20 protein-coding genes are annotated in these 18269 nt (G+C 71.8%); 1 reads left to right on the top strand and 19 read right to left on the bottom strand.

What is annotated here, in order from left to right; all coding sequences use genetic code 11:
• Positions 1-26: 26 nt before the first annotated feature.
• From nusB to rpsD, 16 genes are all read right to left on the bottom strand, one after another.
• Positions 27-461 carry a transcription antitermination factor NusB gene (nusB, locus tag ACFVXK_RS28700; protein ID WP_389616887.1) on the bottom strand — a complete coding sequence of 145 codons (435 nt, stop codon included), beginning with the start codon at positions 459-461 and terminating at the stop codon, positions 27-29.
• A gap of 2 nt (positions 462-463) precedes the next feature.
• Positions 464-1030, bottom strand: coding sequence for an elongation factor P (gene efp, locus ACFVXK_RS28695; RefSeq protein WP_007263034.1), 567 nt, complete (start codon positions 1028-1030; stop codon positions 464-466).
• Positions 1031-1089: 59 nt separating this feature from the next.
• Positions 1090-2196 (bottom strand): aminopeptidase P family protein, encoded by a 1107-nt coding sequence (locus tag ACFVXK_RS28690; protein ID WP_389616883.1) that lies wholly within the window; start codon positions 2194-2196, stop codon positions 1090-1092.
• 81 nt (positions 2197-2277) lie between these two features.
• Complete coding sequence (locus tag ACFVXK_RS28685; RefSeq protein ID WP_389616881.1) at positions 2278-3012, bottom strand: AAA family ATPase; 735 nt, start codon at positions 3010-3012, stop codon at positions 2278-2280.
• A gap of 46 nt (positions 3013-3058) precedes the next feature.
• Positions 3059-3499 (bottom strand): type II 3-dehydroquinate dehydratase, encoded by a 441-nt coding sequence (gene aroQ, locus ACFVXK_RS28680; RefSeq protein ID WP_389616878.1) that lies wholly within the window; start codon positions 3497-3499, stop codon positions 3059-3061.
• Positions 3496-4587, bottom strand: coding sequence for a 3-dehydroquinate synthase (aroB, locus tag ACFVXK_RS28675; RefSeq protein ID WP_389616875.1), 1092 nt, complete (start codon positions 4585-4587; stop codon positions 3496-3498). The genes aroQ and aroB overlap by 4 nt, the downstream gene beginning before the upstream one ends.
• Positions 4584-5102 carry a shikimate kinase gene (locus ACFVXK_RS28670; RefSeq protein ID WP_358892776.1) on the bottom strand — a complete coding sequence of 173 codons (519 nt, stop codon included), beginning with the start codon at positions 5100-5102 and terminating at the stop codon, positions 4584-4586. The genes aroB and ACFVXK_RS28670 overlap by 4 nt, the downstream gene beginning before the upstream one ends.
• Positions 5099-6283 (bottom strand): chorismate synthase, encoded by a 1185-nt coding sequence (aroC, locus tag ACFVXK_RS28665; protein WP_389616872.1) that lies wholly within the window; start codon positions 6281-6283, stop codon positions 5099-5101. Before aroC ends, ACFVXK_RS28670 begins: the two co-directional genes overlap by 4 nt.
• A gap of 115 nt (positions 6284-6398) precedes the next feature.
• Complete coding sequence (locus tag ACFVXK_RS28660; RefSeq protein ID WP_389616870.1) at positions 6399-6590, bottom strand: hypothetical protein; 192 nt, start codon at positions 6588-6590, stop codon at positions 6399-6401.
• A gap of 35 nt (positions 6591-6625) precedes the next feature.
• Positions 6626-7450, bottom strand: a complete 825-nt coding sequence (locus ACFVXK_RS28655) for a shikimate dehydrogenase (protein ID WP_389616867.1) — start codon at positions 7448-7450, stop codon at positions 6626-6628.
• Between the two features lie 6 nt (positions 7451-7456).
• The gene (mltG, locus tag ACFVXK_RS28650; RefSeq protein WP_389616864.1) at positions 7457-9187 is read right to left on the bottom strand and encodes an endolytic transglycosylase MltG; all 1731 of its coding nucleotides are present in this window, start codon (positions 9185-9187) and stop codon (positions 7457-7459) included.
• A 128-nt stretch (positions 9188-9315) separates the two neighbouring features.
• Complete coding sequence (ruvX, locus tag ACFVXK_RS28645; protein ID WP_389616861.1) at positions 9316-9786, bottom strand: Holliday junction resolvase RuvX; 471 nt, start codon at positions 9784-9786, stop codon at positions 9316-9318.
• Positions 9787-9788: 2 nt separating this feature from the next.
• Positions 9789-12458 carry an alanine--tRNA ligase gene (alaS, locus tag ACFVXK_RS28640; protein WP_389616858.1) on the bottom strand — a complete coding sequence of 890 codons (2670 nt, stop codon included), beginning with the start codon at positions 12456-12458 and terminating at the stop codon, positions 9789-9791.
• On the bottom strand, positions 12458-12802 hold the full coding sequence (locus tag ACFVXK_RS28635) for a DUF6167 family protein (protein ID WP_344159372.1): 345 nt from the start codon (positions 12800-12802) through the stop codon (positions 12458-12460). Before ACFVXK_RS28635 ends, alaS begins: the two co-directional genes overlap by 1 nt.
• Positions 12803-12810: 8 nt before the next feature.
• On the bottom strand, positions 12811-13239 hold the full coding sequence (locus ACFVXK_RS28630; RefSeq protein ID WP_389616855.1) for a DUF948 domain-containing protein: 429 nt from the start codon (positions 13237-13239) through the stop codon (positions 12811-12813).
• Positions 13240-13428: 189 nt separating this feature from the next.
• On the bottom strand, positions 13429-14040 hold the full coding sequence (gene rpsD / locus ACFVXK_RS28625) for a 30S ribosomal protein S4 (RefSeq protein ID WP_007263048.1): 612 nt from the start codon (positions 14038-14040) through the stop codon (positions 13429-13431).
• 259 nt (positions 14041-14299) lie between these two features.
• On the opposite strand from rpsD, the gene ACFVXK_RS28620 reads away from it, so the two are divergent.
• The gene (locus ACFVXK_RS28620; RefSeq protein WP_389616890.1) at positions 14300-15022 is read left to right on the top strand and encodes a DUF2470 domain-containing protein; all 723 of its coding nucleotides are present in this window, start codon (positions 14300-14302) and stop codon (positions 15020-15022) included.
• Here the strand turns inward: ACFVXK_RS28620 and ACFVXK_RS28615 are convergent.
• The 3 genes from ACFVXK_RS28615 to ACFVXK_RS28605 all read right to left on the bottom strand — a co-directional run bounded on the left by ACFVXK_RS28615 (position 15016) and on the right by ACFVXK_RS28605 (position 18034).
• On the bottom strand, positions 15016-15435 hold the full coding sequence (locus ACFVXK_RS28615) for an HNH endonuclease family protein (RefSeq protein ID WP_389616852.1): 420 nt from the start codon (positions 15433-15435) through the stop codon (positions 15016-15018). The two genes, ACFVXK_RS28620 and ACFVXK_RS28615, sit on opposite strands and share 7 nt — an antisense overlap.
• A gap of 590 nt (positions 15436-16025) precedes the next feature.
• Complete coding sequence (locus ACFVXK_RS28610) at positions 16026-17378, bottom strand: replication-associated recombination protein A (RefSeq protein WP_389616849.1); 1353 nt, start codon at positions 17376-17378, stop codon at positions 16026-16028.
• Between the two features lie 41 nt (positions 17379-17419).
• Positions 17420-18034 carry a vitamin K epoxide reductase family protein gene (locus ACFVXK_RS28605; RefSeq protein ID WP_389616847.1) on the bottom strand — a complete coding sequence of 205 codons (615 nt, stop codon included), beginning with the start codon at positions 18032-18034 and terminating at the stop codon, positions 17420-17422.
• Positions 18035-18269: the final 235 nt, after the last annotated feature.

The following is an 18269-nucleotide window of genomic DNA, read 5'->3' as shown; positions in this document are numbered from 1 at the left end:
CCCTTCCGTGGTGCGCGGTGCGCGCGTCAGCCCTCGCCGCGGCGCAGGCTGGGCTTGAGGTCCTTGAAACGGGCCAGCAGGCCGTTGACGAAGGCCGGCGAGTCGTCCGTGGAGAACTCCTTCGCCAGCTGCACCGCCTCGTCGATCGCCACGGCGTCCGGGGTCTCGTCGACCCAGATCAGCTCGTAGGCGCCCAGCCGCAGGATGTTCCGGTCGGCGACCGGCATGCGGTCGAGCTCCCAGTCCACGGCGTAGGTGACGATCAGGTCGTCGATGCGGTTGACCTTCTCGGCGTAGCCCTCTACGAGGTCCATCGTGAAGGCGTTGACCGGCGGCTGCCGGTCGTCCGCGTTCGCGTGCCGGATCCAGTCCGCGAGGACCTCGCGCACGGGGACGTCGCGCTGGTCGGCCTCGAAGAGGATCTGGAAGGCGCGCTTGCGCGCGTTGCTCCGGGCAGCCACGGTTAGCTGTTCACCCGGCCGAGGTAGGCGCTGGTGCGGGTGTCGACCTTGATCTTCTCGCCGGTGGTGACGAAGAGCGGGACCTGGATCTCGTGGCCGGTCTCCAGCTTGGCGGGCTTGGTGCCGCCGGTGGAGCGGTCGCCCTGGACGCCCGGGTCGGTGTGCTCGATGGTCAGCTCGACGGCGGCCGGGAGCTCGACGTAGAGCACCTCGCCCTCGTGCTGGGCCACGGAGGCGGTGAAGCCCTCGATGAGGAAGTTGGCGGCGTCGCCGACGGCCTTGCGGTCGACCATCAGCTGGTCGTAGGTGCTCATGTCCATGAAGACGAAGTAGTCGCCGTCCATGTACGAGAACTGCATGTCACGGCGGTCGATCGTGGCGGTGTCGACCTTCGTGCCGGCGTTGAAGGTCTTGTCGACGACCTTGCCGGAGAGCACGTGCTTGAGCTTGGTGCGCACGAAGGCCGGGCCCTTGCCGGGCTTGACGTGCTGGAACTCGACGACGGACCAGAGCTGGTCACCGTCGAGCTTGAGCACCATGCCGTTCTTGAGGTCGTTCGTGGAAGCCACGGTTGCGGAATCTCCTGCACTGGAAGACCAGGGAGGCGCACACGGCCCGGCACAGCGGACTACAGTGCGAGCAGCTCCTTGGTCGTAATGGTGAGTAGCTCGGGACCGCCGTCCGCCTCGGGGCGCACGACGAGCGTGTCATCGATCCGGACACCTCCCCGGCCGGGGAGGTGAACCCCCGGTTCGACGGTGACCGGCACGCAAGCGTCCAGTTTACCCATTGCCGTAGGTGCAAGCTGCGGGTCCTCGTCGATTTCGAGGCCGACCCCGTGTCCCGTGCACCCCGCGAGGGCCTCGCCGTACCCCGCCGAGTCCAGTACGGACCGGGCCGCATGGTCCACTTCGCGGTAGGCGGCTCCGGGCAGCAGCGCCTCCCGGCCGGCCCGCTGCGCGGCGAAGACGAGGTCGTACAGCTCGATCTGCCAGTCGGCCGGCGTGGTGCCGATCACGAAGGTGCGGCCGATCTCGCAGCGGTAGCCCCGGTAGTTCGCGCCGAGGCAGACGGACAGGAAGTCGCCCTCCTCCACCCGGCGGTCCGAGGGCCGGTGCCGGGAGCGGCCGGAGTGCGGGCCGGTGCCGACGGAGGTGGGGAAGGCCGGGCCGTCCGCCCCGTGGTCGACCAGCCGGCGCTCCAGCTCCAGGGCCAGGTGGCGTTCGGTGCGCCCGACGAGGATCGACTCCAGCAGCTCCCCGAGGGCCTGGTCGGCGATCTCGGCGGCGATGCGCAGGCAGGCGATCTCCTCCTCGTCCTTGACCAGCCGCTGCTGCTCCACGGCGGTGCCCAGGTCGGCCAGCCGCAGCCGGGGCGCGACGGAGCTGACGGCGCGGTGGCGGGCGACGGTGAGGTGGTGCTCCTCCACGGCGAGGGTGTCCGCCCGCGCGGCGGCGGCACGGTCGGCCGCGGCCACCGCCGGATCGGCCCCGGGGCCGCCCAGCAGGCTGAGCGTCAGCCCCTCGTCCAGGCGCCCCTCCTCGGCCTCGCCGGTGGGGGCGGTGGCGCAGAAGAGTTCGTCGTCGGCGGGCCCGACCAGCAGGACGGCGCCCAGCGGGGACGCCCCGGCGAGGTAGCGGACGTTCGCCGGACGCGTGATCAGGGCGGCGGAGTTGCCCGCGGCGGCGCAGCGCTCACGGAGCAGGCCCCTGCGGGCCGCGTACACGTCTGACATGTCTTCGAGCCTACGAGCGCCCCGCGCATCCGGCCCGGCGAGCGCGTCCGGACGGGCCGCCCCCGTCCGCCCCCGCCGCCCCTACCAGCGGGGAGGGCTCGCCAGGGCCCGCGCGAGGACCTCGTCCAGGGCGCGCGCGGTGGCTTCCACGTCGAGGTGGGAGTTGTCGATGATCGGCAGCCCGGAGCCGTACCAGCCGGCCATCCGGCCGTGGATGCGGGCGACCTCCTCGTCGGACAGCCGCCGGTTGCCGGAACGGGCCGCGTTGCGGTCCAGGACGATCTCCAGGCCCGGGAGCAGGACGACCGGCAGCAGGGCGGGCCCGACGTGGCGCTTCCAGCCGCCGAGCCCGACCACGGGCCGGTCCGGGAAGACGGCGTCGTCCAGGATGCAGGAGATGCCGTTGGCCAGGAAGTTGCGGGCGGCGAAGCCGCAGGTGCGGCGGGCGAGGCGGTACTGGGCCTCGGAGTGGTCGTTCCAGCCGGCCTGCGGGTCCGCGAAGCCCGAGCGGACCCATTCGCGGACGTCGTCCAGGCTGATGTGCGCGGTCGGCACCGGGCGGGTCGCCGCCCAGTGCCGGGCCACGGTGGTCTTGCCTGCGCCCGCCGGGCCGATGAGCAGCACGGCGAGCACGGCGCCGCCCGTCCCCCCGGTGGGGGGAGCGGCCGGCGCGGGTGCGGCGGGGGGCAGCGGGATGTGCCCGGTGGCCTCGGGCACCGGGGGCGCCGGCCAGCCCTGCGCGGGGGGTATCGGGGGTGGCGGGGGCGGCGCCGGGTGCTGTCCCGGCGGGCCCCAGCCCCCCACTCCGTGCTGCATCCGCGCCACTCCGTCTCGTTCAGGCGACTGATGCGAGAACGTTATCTCAGCCCGTGACCTCTTCGGCCAGCGCGCGCAGCGCCAGCCGGTAGGAGCCCAGTCCGAAGCCCGCGACGGTGCCGGTCGCCACGGCCGCGATGACCGAGGTGTGCCGGAACTCCTCCCGGGCGTACGGGTTGGAGATGTGCACCTCGATCAGCGGGGCGGTGCGCTGCGCGGCCGCGTCCCGCATGGCGTACGAGTAGTGCGTGAAGGCGCCCGGGTTGATCACGACCGGGATCTTGCCGTCCGCCGCCTCGTGCAGCCAGCGCACGAGCTCGCCCTCGTCGTTGGTCTCGCGGACCTCGACGTCGAAGCCGAGTTCGGCGCCCAGGGCGCGGCAGCTCTCGACCAGCCCGGCGTACGAGGTGGCCCCGTAGACGTCGGGCTCGCGGGAGCCGAGCCGGCCCAGGTTCGGGCCGTTCAGCACCAGGACGGGGCGGCTCACGCGGAGACCTCGCCGTAGGCGGCGATCAGGTGGGCCGGGTCGGGGCCCTCCAGGACGGTCGGCTTGCCCAGTCCGTCGAGGACGATGAAGCGCAGCAGGTTGCCGCGGGACTTCTTGTCGACCTGCATGGTCTGGAGCAGCTTGGTCCACTGGTCGCCGCGGTAGGTCAGCGGCAACCCGACGGAGGCGAGGACGGACCGGTGGCGGTCGGCCGTGGCGTCGTCCAGGCGTCCGGCGAGGCGGCCGAGTTCGGCGGCGAAGACCATGCCGACGGAGACGGCCGCGCCGTGGCGCCACTTGTAGCGCTCGTTCTTCTCGATGGCGTGCGCGAGGGTGTGGCCGTAGTTGAGGATCTCCCGCAGGCCCGACTCCTTGAGGTCGCTGGAGACCACGTCGGCCTTGACCTGGATGGAGCGGACGATCAGCTCGGCCGTGTGGGGGCCGGCGGGCGTACGGGCCGCCGCCGGGTCCTCCTCGATCAGGTCGAGGATCACCGGGTCGGAGATGAAGCCGGCCTTGATGATCTCGGCGAGGCCGCTGACGTAGTCGTTGACCGGCAGCGACTCCAGCGCCGCCAGGTCGCAGAGCACCCCGGCCGGCGGGTGGAAGGCGCCGACGAGGTTCTTGCCCTCGGCGGTGTTGATGCCGGTCTTGCCGCCGACGGCCGCGTCCACCATCGCCAGGACGGTGGTCGGCACCGCGATCCAGCGCACCCCGCGCAGCCACGAGGCCGCGACGAAGCCCGCGAGGTCGGTGGTGGCGCCGCCGCCCACGCCGACGATCACGTCGGTGCGGGTGAAGTTGGACTGGCCGAGCGCCTTCCAGCAGTAGGCCGCCACCTCGACGGTCTTGGCCTCCTCGGCGTTGGGCACCTGGATGGCGACGGCCTCGTAGCCCTGGTCGGCGAGGTCCGCGCGGAGCGCCTCGCCGGTCTCGGCGAGGGCCTCCGGGTGGATCACGGCGACCCGCTGGGCCTTCGTCCCGATCAGGCCGCCGAGCTCGCCGAGCAGCTGCCGGCCGACCAGCACGTCGTACGCGTCGTGTCCGGCGCTCGCGCCGACCTGGATCCGCGTCACCTGGTCTGTCATACGTCCTTCAACTCCAGAGCGTCGAGGACCGCCTGGGCGACCTCTTCGGGGGTGCGTTCGTCCGTGGCCACCACGACGCGCGCGACTTCGGTGTACAGGGGGCGCCGGGCGTCCATCAGCTCGCGCCACTGCCGGCGCGGGTTGACGGCCAGCAGGGGGCGGGCCGCGCCGAGGCCGACGCGGCGCACGGCCTCCTCGACGTCCATCGACAGGTAGGCGACGGGCAGCCCGGCCAGCAGGGCGCGGGTGCCCGCGTCGAGGACGGCCCCGCCGCCGAGGGCGAGGACGCCCGTGTGCCCGGCGACGGCGGCGGCGACCGCCTCCCGCTCCAGCTCACGGAAGTACGGCTCGCCCTCGTCGACGAAGATGTCGGAGATCTCGCGGCCCTGGGCGGCGACGATGTCCGCGTCCGTGTCCCGGTAGGGGACGCCGAGCCGCTCGGCGAGCAGCGCCCCCACCGTGGACTTGCCGGACCCCATGGGGCCGACGAGGACGACGAGCGGTCCGCCCGTCACCGGATCTGCAGGTTGTCGAGGTAGGACCGCACGTTGCGGCGGGTCTCGGCGACGGAGTCGCCGCCGAACTTCTCCACGACGGCGTCGGCCAGCACGAGCGCGACCATGGCCTCGGCGACGATGCCCGCGGCGGGCACGGCGCAGACGTCGGAGCGCTGGTGGTGCGCCACGGCCGCCTCGCCGGTGGCCACGTCGACGGTGGCGAGGGCGCGCGGCACGGTCGCGATGGGCTTCATCGCGGCGCGGACGCGCAGCAGCTCACCGGTGGTCAGGCCGCCCTCGGTGCCGCCGGAGCGGCCGGAGGTGCGCTTGATGCCCTCGGGGGTGGAGACGATCTCGTCGTGCGCCTGCGAGCCGGGCACGCGGGCCAGCTCGAAGCCGTCCCCGACCTCGACGCCCTTGATGGCCTGGATGCCCATGAGCGCCGCGGCGAGGCGGGCGTCGAGGCGGCGGTCCCAGTGGACGTGGGAGCCGAGGCCGACGGGCACGCCGTAGGCGAGGACCTCGACGACGCCGCCGAGGGTGTCGCCGTCCTTGTGGGCCTGGTCGATCTCCGCGACCATCGCCTTCGACGCGTCGGCGTCGAGGCAGCGCACCGGGTCGGCGTCGAGCTTCTCGACGTCGGCGGGGGTCGGGTAGACGCCGTAGGGGGCCTTGGCCGCGGCCAGTTCCACCACGTGCGAGACGATCTCGATGCCCGCGACCTCCTTGATGAAGGAGCGGGCGACGGCGCCGAGGGCGACGCGGGCGGCGGTCTCACGGGCGCTGGCGCGCTCCAGGATCGGCCGCGCCTCGTCGAAGCCGTACTTCTGCATGCCCGCGAGGTCGGCGTGGCCGGGGCGGGGGCGGGTCAGCGGCGCGTTGCGGCCGGTCTCCTTGAGCAGCGAGGGGTCGACGGGGTCGGCCGACATGACCGTCTCCCACTTGGGCCACTCGGTGTTGCCGACCATGATGGCGACCGGGGAGCCCTGGGAGAGGCCGTGGCGGACGCCGCCGAGGAAGGTGATCTCGTCCTGCTCGAACTTCATCCGGGCACCGCGTCCATAACCGAGGCGGCGGCGGGCCAGGTGGTCGGCCACCAGCTCGGTGGTGACCGGGACGCCGGCGGGAAGGCCCTCCAGCGTCGCGACCAGGGCCGGTCCGTGCGACTCTCCTGCGGTCAGCCAACGCAACCTGCTCAACGATGCTCCTCATGCTCGCGCCGGGCACTGCCACGACGGGCCGGGTGCGCGGGCCCGGTACCGCCGGTACCCGAATCCTCCCACGTCCCGGGGGTTCCTCCGTGATCCGGTCCAGCTATCGGACGGCCGTCTCACGCCCGCGCCACCACCGGTAGCCCTCGTAGAGGACCACCACGGCCAGCAGCGACCCGATGACCCACTTCATCCACGCGGGCAGACTGCCGACCATCACCTTCAGGAACATCGCGACGCCGTACGCGGCGTCCCACTTCGACGCCAGTACCTGGCCCGTCCCGACCGCGTCCACGCGCCCCCCTCACCCCGGATTCCCCGGAGGGAAGCCTAACGGGCCGCGAGCGCCCGCTCTCCCGCCGCCCGCATGGCCGCCAGCGGGCCCGGGGTGCGGCCGGTCATCAGCTCGACCTGGAGCACGGCCTGGTGCACGAGGAGGTCGAGCCCGCCGAGCAGGGTGCCGCCGCGGGCGGTCCAGGCGGCCGCGAGGGCGGTCGGCCAGGGGTCGTAGAGGACGTCGAAGAGGGCGCCCGGGGCCGCGGGGACGGCGGCGGCCAGTTCGTCGGTGGCGCCGGCCGGGGTGGTGGCGATCACGAGCGGGGCGTGGAGGGCCTCCGCGGCCGTGGACCAGTCGGCGGTGCGGACGTCCACGCCGAGCCGCTCGCCCCAGCCGCGCATCTCGTCGGCGCGGGCGGCGGAGCGGACGTACGCGGTGATCTCGCCGGTGCAGATCCGGGCGAGGGCGGCCAGCGCCGAGGAGGCCGTGGCACCCGCGCCGAGGATCGCCGCGGCGGGGACCTTCTCGACCCCGCGCTCGCGCAGGGCCGCGACTATGCCGGGGATGTCGGTGTTGTCGCCGACGCGGCGGCCGTCCGCGGTGAGGACGAGGGTGTTGACCGCCTCCACCGAGGCGGCGGTGTCGCTGATCTCGTCCAGCAGCGGGATGACCGCCCGCTTGAGCGGCATCGTCAGGGAGAACCCGGCCCACTCGGGGCCGAGGCCGGCCACGAACCCCGGGAGCGCGGCCTCGTCGATCTCGAACCGGTCGTAGGACCAGTCGTCGAGGCCGAGCTCCCGGTAGGCCGCCCGGTGGAGTACCGGTGAGAGGGAGTGCTCGATGGGAGAACCCAGCACCGCGGCCCGTGTCCGTGACATGTCCTGCTACCCGCCGTTCTTCTTCTTCGCCTGTCGCTCCTGGAACTCCGCGACGAGCTTGAGGTGCTCGTCGTAGGTCTTGGTGAAGGTCGTCTTGTCGCCGTCGACCGACACGAAGAACATCCAGCCGCCGTGGTCGGGGTTGAGCGTAGCGGTCAGCGCGTCCAGGCCGGGGTTGTCGATCGGGCCGGGCGGGAGGCCCTTGACGAAGTGGGTGTTGTACGGGTGGTCGAAGGCCTGGGCTTCCTTCAGGTTGAAGTTGATCTCGCTCTGGCCCTTGACGTAGTTGTACGTCGAGTCGAACTGGAGCTTCTGGTTCGTGACGTCGTTGGTCTTCTTGAGGCGGTTGTAGACCACCTCGGCCATCTTGCGGAAGTCGTCGTGGTTCTTGCCCTCGGCGTTGACGAGGCTCGCGACGGTGATCACCTGGAGCGGGTTCTCCAGGTTGAGCTCCTTGGCCTTGCCCTCGACGCCCAGCTCCGCGTACTTGTCGGAGGCGTTCTTGACCATCTGCTTGAGCAGGGACTCGGGCGTGCTGTCCTTCTTGAGGTCGTACCGCATCGGGTACAGGAAGCCCTCGAGCGGGTCCATGATCTTCGGGTTGTTCGCGGCCCAGGCCGGCAGGCCGAGGTTCTTAAACTCGCGCGTGGCGATCTCGCGGGTGGTGCCGTCCGGTTTGCCGAGCTTCTTGTCGATCATCTTGTAGACCTCGGCGTTCCGCGCGCCCTCGGGAATGGTGATGACCGCGAGCTTGCTCGGGTCGACCATCAGCGCGACGGCGGCCGTGCCCGACATCTTCTTCTTCAGCGGGTAGATGCCCGGCTGGATCGACTTGCCCTTGGGGTTGGCGTTCGCGGCGTCCACGAAGGCCTGGGCGCTGGCGACCACGCCGGCTTCCTTGAGGATGCGGCCCATCTGGCCGAGGCCCGCGTTCTTGGGGATCTCGACGTCGACGGTCTCGTCCGTGCCCTCGCCCGCGAAGTCCTCGGTCGCGCCGAACCGGTCCTTCAGGTAGCCGTAGCCGTAGTAGCCGCCACCGCCGACGACGGCGGCGATCACGACGGCGGCGACCAGGCAGGCCGTGCCGCTGCGCTTCTTCTGCTTCTTCTTGCCGCCCTTGCCGTTCTTCCCGCGGCCCGCCCGGCGGCCGCCGGCCACCGGCTCGTCGCCGTCCGCGCCGCCGCCCACCGGCAGCGCGGACTCCTCCGGCTCCTCCTCCACGTCGGCCGGATCCGGCTCCAGGTGGCGCCGGTTGGGGGGCGTGGGGGGCGGGAAGGCTTCCGGGGTCGCGTAGAGGTCCGGGGCTTCACCGGGGTAGGCCCCGGCGGACTGCTGGGCGTACGGGTCGGCACCCGCGTAGGGGTCGGTCTGGACGGCGGCCATGTACTGCTGTTCGTGGCCGCCGTCCCAGCCCGGAGCCTGGCCCTGGCCGTCGTACGACGGCTGCTGCTGGAGCTGCTGGGCGTGGGCGTGCTGCATCGCGTACGCCTGCTGCTGCTGGTCGGCGTACTGCGGCTGCTGCTGGTACTGCTGTGCGTACTCCTGCTGGAACTGGGCCTGCTGCTGGTACTGCACGTCCTGGTGCTGCGGGTCCAGGGGGTGCTGGTACTGCTGCGGGTCACCGCCGTAGGGAACCTGCCCCTGCTGCGTCTGGTGCGCGGTCCACCCCTGGTCCCCGTAGAGGGGGTCCTGGGGGTTCCACGGTTCGGAGCCGTGGCCCCGGCCATAGTCAGTCATCGGTCCCCTAGAGCCGCGAGACGTGGTCCGCGGCTCATGTCGGCCGCGGCACCCGGTTCCGCCTCTTGAGTGGTGGGCGACGGCTGTTCGAATGCCGTCTCATCGCGCGGAACGTTACCGTACCGCGATCAGACAACCACTTCGACGCACTCACCAGGCGGATTACCTGATACCCGTTCGGTCTCAAGAGCGTTCTGGAGGATGACCACAGCGGCTGCCTGGTCGATGACCGACCTGCCCTTCTTCGCGTTCCGGCCGGAAGCCCGCAGGCCCTGGGCGGCGGTGACCGTGGTCATCCGCTCGTCGACCAGGCGGACCGTCACCGGCTTGACGCCCTTGGCCAGTTCGTTCGCGAAGGCACGCACCTTGGCCGCGGCCGGCCCCTCCCGCCCGCTGAGCGAGCGGGGGAGGCCGACGACGACTTCGAGGGGTTCGTACTCCTCGACGAGCTGCCGCAGCCGTCGGTGGGCGGCCGGGATGTCCCGGCCCGGGACGGTCTCGACCGGTGTGGCCAGCACCCCGTCGGGGTCGCACGAGGCGACCCCGATCCGGGCGTCTCCGACGTCGATGGCCAGTCGGCGGCCCCGGCGCAGGCTCATCGTCAGGCCGTCTCGACGACGAGGCGTTCGACCGCGGCGATGGCCTCGGGCACGGCGCCCGGGTTCTGGCCGCCGCCCTGGGCCACGTCCGGCTTGCCGCCACCGCCGCCGCCGAGGGTCTTGGCGGCGGTACGGACCAGGTCGCCGGCCTTGAGGCCGCGCTCGCGGGCCGCCTCGTTGGTGGCGATGACGGTCAGGGGGCGGTCGTTCGCCACGGTGAACAGCGCGACGACGGCCGGGCGGTCGCCCGGGATGCGGCCGCGGACGTCCAGGACCAGCTTGCGCAGGTCGTCGGCGCCCGTGCCGTCCGGCACCTGGCCGACGACGAGGGCGACGCCGCGGATGTCCTGGGCGCCGGCGGCGAGGCCGGCGGCGGCCTGGAGGACCTTCTCCGCGCGGAACTTCTCGATCTCCTTCTCGGCGTCCTTCAGCTTGCCGAGCATGGCGGCGATCTTCTCCGGCAGCTCCTCCGGACGGCCCTTGACCAGCTCCTGGAGCTGGGCGACGACCGTGTGCTCCTTGGCGAGGAAGTTGTAGGCGTCGACGCCGACGAGGGCCTCGACGCGGCGCACGCCGGAGCCGATGGAGGACTCGCCGAGCAGCTTCACCAGACCCAGCTGGGCGGTGTTGCCGACGTGGGTGCCGCCGCACAGCTCCTTGGAGAAGTCGCCGATGGTCACGACGCGCACGCGCTCGCCGTACTTCTCGCCGAACTCGGCGATGGCGCCCTGCTTCTTCGCCTCGTCGATGCTCATGATCTCGGCGGTGACGTCGAGCTCGCGGGAGAGCACGTCGTTGATCTTCTGCTCGACGTCGGTGAGGACCGTGCCGGGGACGGCGTTCGGGGAGCCGAAGTCGAAGCGGAAGCGGCCGGGGCTGTTCTCGGAGCCGGCCTGGGCGGCCGTCGGGCCGAGGGCGTCGCGCAGCGCCTGGTGAGTCAGGTGGGTGGCCGAGTGGGCGCGGGCGATGGCCCGGCGGCGCTTGATGTCGATCGCGGCGTACGCGGAGGCGCCGACCGTGACCTCGCCGACCTGGACGGAGCCCTTGTGGACGGAGACGCCCGGGACGGGCTGCTGGACGTCGCGGACCTCGATGACGGCACCGGTGTCGAGCTTGATGCGGCCCTGGTCGGCGAGCTGGCCGCCGCCCTCGGCGTAGAACGGGGTGCGGTCGAGGACGACCTCGACCTCGTCGCCCTCGGAGGCGGCGGGCGCGGAGACGCCGTTGACCAGGAGGCCGACGATGGTGGCCTCGCCCTGGTTGGTGGCGTAGCCGGTGAACTCGGTGGCGCCGGAGCCGTCGGCGATGTCCCGGTAGGCGGACATGTCCGCGTGGCCGGTCTTCTTGGCCTTGGCGTCGGCCTTGGCGCGGTCGCGCTGCTCCTGCATCAGGCGGCGGAAGCCGGTCTCGTCCACGGAGAGGCCCTGTTCGGCGGCCATCTCCAGGGTGAGGTCGATCGGGAAGCCCCAGGTGTCGTGGAGCAGGAACGCCTTGTCGCCGGAGAGGACGGTGCCGCCGCCGGCCTTGGTCTCGGTCACGGCGGTGTCGAGGATGTTCGTGCCGCCCTTGATGGCCTTGAGGAAGGCGGCTTCCTCGGCGAGGGCGACGGTCTCGATGCGCTTGCGGTCGGTGACGAGCTCCGGGTACTGCTGCCCCATCGTCTCGATCACGACGTTGATCAGGTCCTGGACGACCGGGCCGGTGGCGCCCATGAGGCGCATGTTGCGGATGGCGCGGCGCATGATGCGGCGCAGCACGTAGCCGCGGCCCTCGTTGCCGGGGGTGACGCCGTCGCCGATGAGCATGGTCGAGGTGCGGATGTGGTCGGCGACCACGCGCAGGGAGACGTCCGAGTGCTGGGCGGCGCCGTACTGCACGCCGGTCAGCTCGGTGGCCTTGTCCATGACCACGCGCAGGGTGTCGGTCTCGTACATGTTCTGGACGCCCTGCAGGATCATCGCGAGGCGTTCGAGGCCGAGGCCGGTGTCGATGTTCTTCGACGGGAGGTCGCCGAGGATCGGGAAGTCCTCCTTGCCGTCGCCGGCGCCCCGCTCGTACTGCATGAAGACGAGGTTCCAGATCTCCACGTACCGCTCGTCGTTGACGGCGGGGCCGCCCTCGACGCCGAACTCGGGGCCGCGGTCGTAGTTGATCTCGGAGCAGGGGCCGCAGGGGCCGGGGACGCCCATGGACCAGAAGTTGTCCTTCTTGCCCAGGCGCTGGATGCGCTCGGCCGGGACGCCGATCTTGTCGCGCCAGATGGCCTCGGCCTCGTCGTCGTCGAGGTAGACCGTGATCCAGAGCTTCTCGGGCTCCAGGCCGTAGCCGCCGTCCGCCACGGAGCTGGTCAGCAGCTCCCAGGCGTACTTGATGGCGCCTTCCTTGAAGTAGTCGCCGAAGGAGAAGTTGCCGCACATCTGGAAGAACGTGCCGTGGCGGGTGGTCTTGCCGACCTCTTCGATGTCCGGGGTGCGGACGCACTTCTGCACGCTGGTCAGCGTGGGCGCGGGCGGCTTGGTCTCACCCAGGAAGTAGGGCTTGAACGGCACCATGCCCGCGGGCACCAGCAGCAGAGTCGGGTCGTCCGCGATGAGCGACGCCGAAGGGACAACGGTGTGACCGCGCTCCTCGAAGAAGCTCAGCCAGCGGCGGCGGATTTCAGCCGACTCCATCAGTGGTCCTCATTCCGGTTGTACGAGAGATTCGATCGGTGGGTGGTGCTGTCGGGGCCGATGGCCCGCAGGCGCCGCGGCCCGGGGAGGGCGGTGACGTTGTCGGGCCGGTCGGGGTCCTGGGTCAGGCCCAGTGCGTCGTTCAGCTCGTCCTCGCGCTGCGTCATTCCCGCCTTGACGTCGAGGGCGAAGTCCTTGAGGCGGTGGCCCGCCTCGACGGCCTTGTCGGCCGCCTGGGCCGCGAGGCTCTCCGGCGTCAGCTTCTTCAGCTGGCGGTTGACCTTGGTGGTGGCCCAGACGCCGGCGGCGGCGCCGGCGGTGAACCAGAAGGCTCGGCGGAACATCGGAGGTCTCAGCCCTTCTGCTTGCGGCGCCGCGGATCGGGCACCGTACGGCCGACGATCACGGTGCGCCGGGGGGTGCGCTCGGTTCCCGCGTCGCCCTTGCCCATGGCCTTGCGCACCCCGTAGCCGAAGGCCGCGACCTTGACGAGCGGGCCGCCGAAGGTGGAGGCGACGGTGGAGGACAGTGCGGAGGCGTTGGAGGTGACCTCCTGGACGTCGCTCGCGATGGCGTCGACCCGGTCGAGCTGGGTGCGCGCGGAGCGGACGGTCGTCGAGGCGTCCGCGAGCAGCGGGACGGCCTGCTCGGTGACCTCGGCCACGAGCTTGGTGGTGGCCCTGAGCACCTGGGCGAGCCTGGCCAGCGCCACTGCGAGGAAGGAGACCAGGATGGCCCAGAAGACGGCCACGATGATCCCGGCCACCTCTCCACCGGACACGTTGCACCGCTTCCTGAATCTGGAAACCCGACGGGTTAAGTCTGCTGGTAAGTCTGCTCCGACCCTATCGCGCCGGAGATCCGCCGCAGTACCGGATTCCGGTGCGGCTCCGACGGATACGGCAAAGCCCGCCGCCCCCCGGAGGGGACGGCGGGCCGGACCAGCCTGTGAGTGGCTACGGCCGCTGGATCAGCGGGCGTAGTACTCGACGACGAGCTGCTCGTCGCAGATGACCGGGATCTCCTTGCGGTTCGGGTCGCGGTCGAGGCGGAAGGCCAGGGCCTTCAGGTTGACCTGCAGGTAACGCGGGGTCTCACCCTCACCGGCGTAGCCACCCTCGCGGGCGACCTGGAAGGGGTGCTTCTCGCGGCTGCGCTCGCGGACCGTGATGACGTCGTCGGGACGCACGCGGAACGACGGCTTGTCGACCTTGCCACCGTTGACCTCGATGTGGCCGTGGACGACCATCTGGCGGGCCTGGTAGATCGTGCGGGCGATGCCGGCACGCAGGACCAGGGCGTCCAGACGACGCTCGAGCTCGACGACCAGCGCCTCGCCCGTCTTGCCCTCGGCCTTCTTCGCGCGGTCGTACGCGCGGGCCATCTGGCGCTCGGAGATGTCGTACTGGGCGCGCAGACGCTGCTTCTCGAGCAGACGGACCTTGTAGTCCGAGTTCTGCTTGCGGCCACGGCCGTGCTCGCCCGGCGGGTAGGGGCGGGCCTCGAAGTACTTGACGGCCTTCGGCGTCAGGGCAATGCCGAGGGCGCGAGACTTCTTGACCTTGGGTCGCTTCTGGTTCACGGGGAACCTACCTCCATGTAAGTTAGGTGAGGCTTACCTTATCGAGGAGGACGTAATGTCTCGACCACATGGGATCCCCCTGCCCAGTGCGCAACGCAGTTCGGATTCAGACGAAACAGAATCCGCTTGCGCCGACGATAAGCAAGGTCAGCCGCGTCCCAGGGAAGGCGTTCGGCAGCTCACCGGAGCCGAACGCGTACGAACCCTCGTAGAGTCCAACGCCTCAGTATCCCTCACACTGCCGGGTGCTCGTGACCAGCTGTGGACCCGTGACCAGGGAGAGTGCGGGACAGGGGCGCCGGTCGCTCGGACCGTCACCCCGGACGGGGACGTGATTCTCCTGGTGCCAGGGGAATCCGCGGCGGCCAGGGCCGCCGCTCACGCCCAGGACGACGACCTCCCCGCCGTGATCGAGATCACGGACGTGGCGCCGGTGTCCGTCCCCCATCGTATACGGGGCCGCGCCCGGCTCGCCGGGTGGCTGACCCCGGTCCGCGGCGACGACCGCGCGCCCTGCGCCGCGCTCCTGGCCGAGCGCCACCCGGTGGGCGAGCTGCTCGGGCTGACGGAGGCCCTCGAAGCCGACGCCCCGTACACCGGGCGCCCGGCCTGGATGCTGCTGCGCCTGGAGGTCGGCGAGATCTCCGTGGACGACCTGTGGGGCGCCGAGCGGGTGGACCCCGAGGAGCTGGCGGCGGCCGGGCCGGACCCGATGGCGGCGCACGAGGCGGAGCTCCTGCAGCACCTGGCCTCCGTCCACCCCGACCGGCTCGCCGGCCTGTGTGGGCTGCTGGGCTCCCGGGAGGCGTCCGGGCTGACCCCCGTCCCGCTCGCCCTGGACCGGCTGGGACTGCGCGTCCGCTTCACCCGCGGGCCCGGCCTGGCCGCCTTCGACGCCCGCTTCGACTTCCCCGAGCCGGTCGCGGACGTGTGCGGCCTGCGCCGGGCCGTGCGCGGCCTGTTCCCCGCCGCCGCTCACTGAGGGCAGGTGCCGAGCAGTTCCTCCAGCGCCGTCCTCTCCGGCGGGGTGACGGAGAGCGCGTACTTGGTCTTGATGCCGGTGTAGCGGCGCGCGTACTCGCACCAGTACGCCTGCCGGGGCGGCCGCCACTTGTCGGCGGTCCTGCTGCCCTTGTCCTGGTTGGTCTGCTTGTCCACGGCGAGCAGCACGTCGAGGTCGTTGGCGTACTCCAGCCTGCGCGCGGGCGTCCACGCGTACGCCCCGGCCCGCCAGGCGGCGCCGAGCGCGACGACGTGGTCGGTCTCGATCTGCGAGGCGCGGCGGTAGGAGTAGGGCAGCTCCTTCCCCGTGTACGGGTCGTGGAGCACCCCGGAGAGGACCACGCAGGGGTTGCGGTCCCCCTCACGGAGCTCGGACAGGTCCCTGCGGAGCACGTCGTCCCCGGTGTCGCACCCGTTGCGGCCGCCGACGGCGTCGGTGTCGTCGGACCAGTACCGCCCGAAGGCCTCGCGCTTGTAGGTCTCCCAGTTGCGGCCCCACTCGACCTTGAGCCCTTCGAGCTCCGCCCTTGCCGTTGCCGGGTCCGGGGGGGGAAGCCCTGGCCGACGAGCGGGACCCTTGCCTGCGGGGCGGAGGTCTGGTGGTGGCAGCCGCCGAGCAGCAGTACCGCGGCCGCCACGGCGAGGAGCGCGCCCCGAGATCCCATGGCCGGGAGCCTAGGGCCCCGCCCGACCCCGGGCCCGGTCGACACGGCCGCCGCTGCGCGGGGCAGTCCCCTACCCGCCCTTCCACCGTTCCCAGGGGCTCCGCCCCTGACCCCGATACGTGCGCTGCGCGCCCGTGCGCTCAAACACCGCGCGGGCTGGATTTCGCGCAGCGAAATTCCAGCCCCGCCGGCGTTTGAGGCGCGGGGGTCCGGGGGCGGAGCCCCCTGGGGCACCTCCCAGCGGTAGCCGGGGGAGGAACGGAGGAAGGGCGGGGCGGGGAGTGGCGCCGCAGGCACGCCCGATCCCGCCCGGCCGGGTCAGCTCGTGCCGCGGAGGCGTTCGCGGACCTTTTCCACCACGTCCGCGTAGCGGGCCTCGGCCCCGTACCGCGTCGGCTCGTAGTACCGCTTCCCGTGGACCTCGTCCGGCGCGTACTGCTGCGCGGCGATGGCCCCCGGCACGTCGTGCGGGTAGACGTACCCGACGGCGTGCCCCAGCTTGGCCGCGCCCTTGTAGTGCCCGTCCCGCAGGTGCGCCGGTACGGTCCCGGCCAGCCCGGCCCGGACATCGGCCAGCGCCGCGCCGATCGCCGTCGTGGCGGTGTTGGACTTCGGGGCCAGCGCCAGCGCGATCGTCGCGTGCGACAGGGTCAGTGCGGCCTCCGGGAAGCCGATCATCGCCACCGCCTGGGCCGCCGCCACCGCCAGCGGCAGCGCGGTGGGGTCCGCCAGGCCGATGTCCTCGCTCGCGGAGATCATCAGCCGCCGGGCGATGAACCGGGGGTCCTCCCCCGCCTCGATCATCCGGGCCAGGTAGTGCAGCGCGGCGTCCACGTCGGAGCCGCGGATCGACTTGATCAGGGCGCTGGCGACGTCGTAGTGCTGGTCGCCGTCCTTGTCGTAGCGCACCGCGGCCCGGTCGACGGCCTCCTCCAGCGTCTGGAGGGTGATCTCCCCCTCCCCCTTGGCGATGGCCGAGCCGGCCCCCGCCTCCAGGGCGGTCAGCGCGCGGCGGGCGTCGCCCCCGGCGATCCGCAGCAGGTGGGCCTCCGCGTCGGCGGGCAGTGAGACGGCGCCGCCCAGGCCCCGCTCCTCCTCCAGGGCCCGCCGCAGCAGCCCGCTCAGGTCGGCGTCGGTGAGCGGCTCCAGCGTCAGCAGCAGGGAGCGCGAGAGCAGCGGGGAGATGATCGAGAAGTACGGGTTCTCCGTGGTCGCAGCGATCAGGGTGACCCAGCGGTTCTCCACGGCGGGCAGCAGGGAGTCCTGCTGCGCCTTGCTGAAGCGGTGGATCTCGTCGAGGAAGAGGACGGTCTCCTTGCCGTAGCCGCCGGCGGCGCGCTTGGCGCCCTCGATGACGGCCCGGACCTCCTTGACCCCCGCCGTGATCGCCGAGAGCTCGACGAACCGCTTCTGCGTGGCCTGGCTGACCACGTACGCGAGGGTGGTCTTGCCGATGCCCGGCGGGCCCCAGAGGATCACCGAGGAGGATCCGGCCGGCCCCCCGGCGCCCTCCCCCACCAGTCGGCGCAGCGGTGAGCCGGGCTTCAGCAGGTGCTGCTGGCCGACCACCTCGTCCAGGGTGCGCGGGCGCATCCGGACGGCCAGGGGCGAGCTGGCCGGGTCCTTCTCCTGGCGTTCCTCGGCGGCGGCGGTGAAGAGGTCTGGTTCCACACCCCGAGCCTATGCGAGACCGCCGACAACGCGGTCGGGCCTCAGGAGGTCCAGAAGTCCCACCAGCGGGTCAGGATCAGCATCCCGATGATCCCGATGTGCAGGACGGGCAGCACCCAGGTGAACTCGTCCAGGAAGCCGCGCAGCCAGCCGGGGGCCGGCAGCATGCCCTGGCGGACGTTGTGCGAGGTGACGTACCAGAACATCAGGATCGTGCAGACCCAGGCCAGGCAGCACCACAGGCACAGCGAGTTGATGTTGTACAGCGACTGGTACATCAGCCAGGCGCAGAACCCGACGCCGAACAGCATGCCGGCGTTCAGGGTCAGCCAGTACCAGCGGCCGAAGCGGGCCCCGGCGAGCAGGCTCATGCCGACGCAGATCACGATCCCGTAGGCGACGAGCCCCAGCATCGGGTTCGGGAACCCGAAGGCCGACGCCTGCTCGCTCTTCATGATGTTGCCGCAGGAGACGACCGGGTTCAGGCTGCAGCCCGGCGTGAAGTTCGGGTCCTCCAGCAGCTTGAACTTGTCGATGGTGATCACCCAGGCGGCGAGCAGGGCCGCCGCTCCGGTGATGACGAGCAGCAGGGCCAGGGCCCGGCTGCCGCCGTAGGTCCGCGGAGAGGTGTCCGCGCCAGCGCCCGTCGTCGTCATCCCGCCCGCTCCACATCACACATCGGCAAGGTCATCAAGCACGGGCCATTGTGCCGTACCCGGGGGACCGCCTTCCGTTCGATCGGTATAAGGGCGGTCGAGAAGGCGGCCGGGAAAGCGGCCGGCAAAGCGGCGGGGGCGGGGCGGGGGGGCGCCCCCCGCCCCCCCCCGGGGGTTTTTAAAAAAAGTCGCGGGCGGCGAAAATAATTTTTTTTTTATAGGGGGGGGCCGGGTC

The organism is Streptomyces sp. NPDC058157 (assembly GCF_042884105.1).
Taxonomy (GTDB): domain Bacteria; phylum Actinomycetota; class Actinomycetes; order Streptomycetales; family Streptomycetaceae; genus Streptomyces.
This window is presented reverse-complemented; position numbering and strand designations above follow the sequence as displayed.

Coding starts and splice junctions, on each gene's coding strand:
- ACFVXK_RS28690 (WP_389616883.1), bottom strand. CDS start 2,196: ATGTCAGACGTGTACGCGGCCCGCAGGGGCCTGCTCCGTGAGCGCTGC.
- ACFVXK_RS28685 (WP_389616881.1), bottom strand. CDS start 3,012: ATGCAGCACGGAGTGGGGGGCTGGGGCCCGCCGGGACAGCACCCGGCG.
- aroB (WP_389616875.1), bottom strand. CDS start 4,587: ATGACAGACCAGGTGACGCGGATCCAGGTCGGCGCGAGCGCCGGACAC.
- ACFVXK_RS28655 (WP_389616867.1), bottom strand. CDS start 7,450: ATGTCACGGACACGGGCCGCGGTGCTGGGTTCTCCCATCGAGCACTCC.
- mltG (WP_389616864.1), bottom strand. CDS start 9,187: ATGACTGACTATGGCCGGGGCCACGGCTCCGAACCGTGGAACCCCCAG.
- ruvX (WP_389616861.1), bottom strand. CDS start 9,786: ATGAGCCTGCGCCGGGGCCGCCGACTGGCCATCGACGTCGGAGACGCC.
- alaS (WP_389616858.1), bottom strand. CDS start 12,458: ATGGAGTCGGCTGAAATCCGCCGCCGCTGGCTGAGCTTCTTCGAGGAG.
- ACFVXK_RS28635 (WP_344159372.1), bottom strand. CDS start 12,802: ATGTTCCGCCGAGCCTTCTGGTTCACCGCCGGCGCCGCCGCCGGCGTC.
- ACFVXK_RS28605 (WP_389616847.1), bottom strand. CDS start 18,034: ATGACGACGACGGGCGCTGGCGCGGACACCTCTCCGCGGACCTACGGC.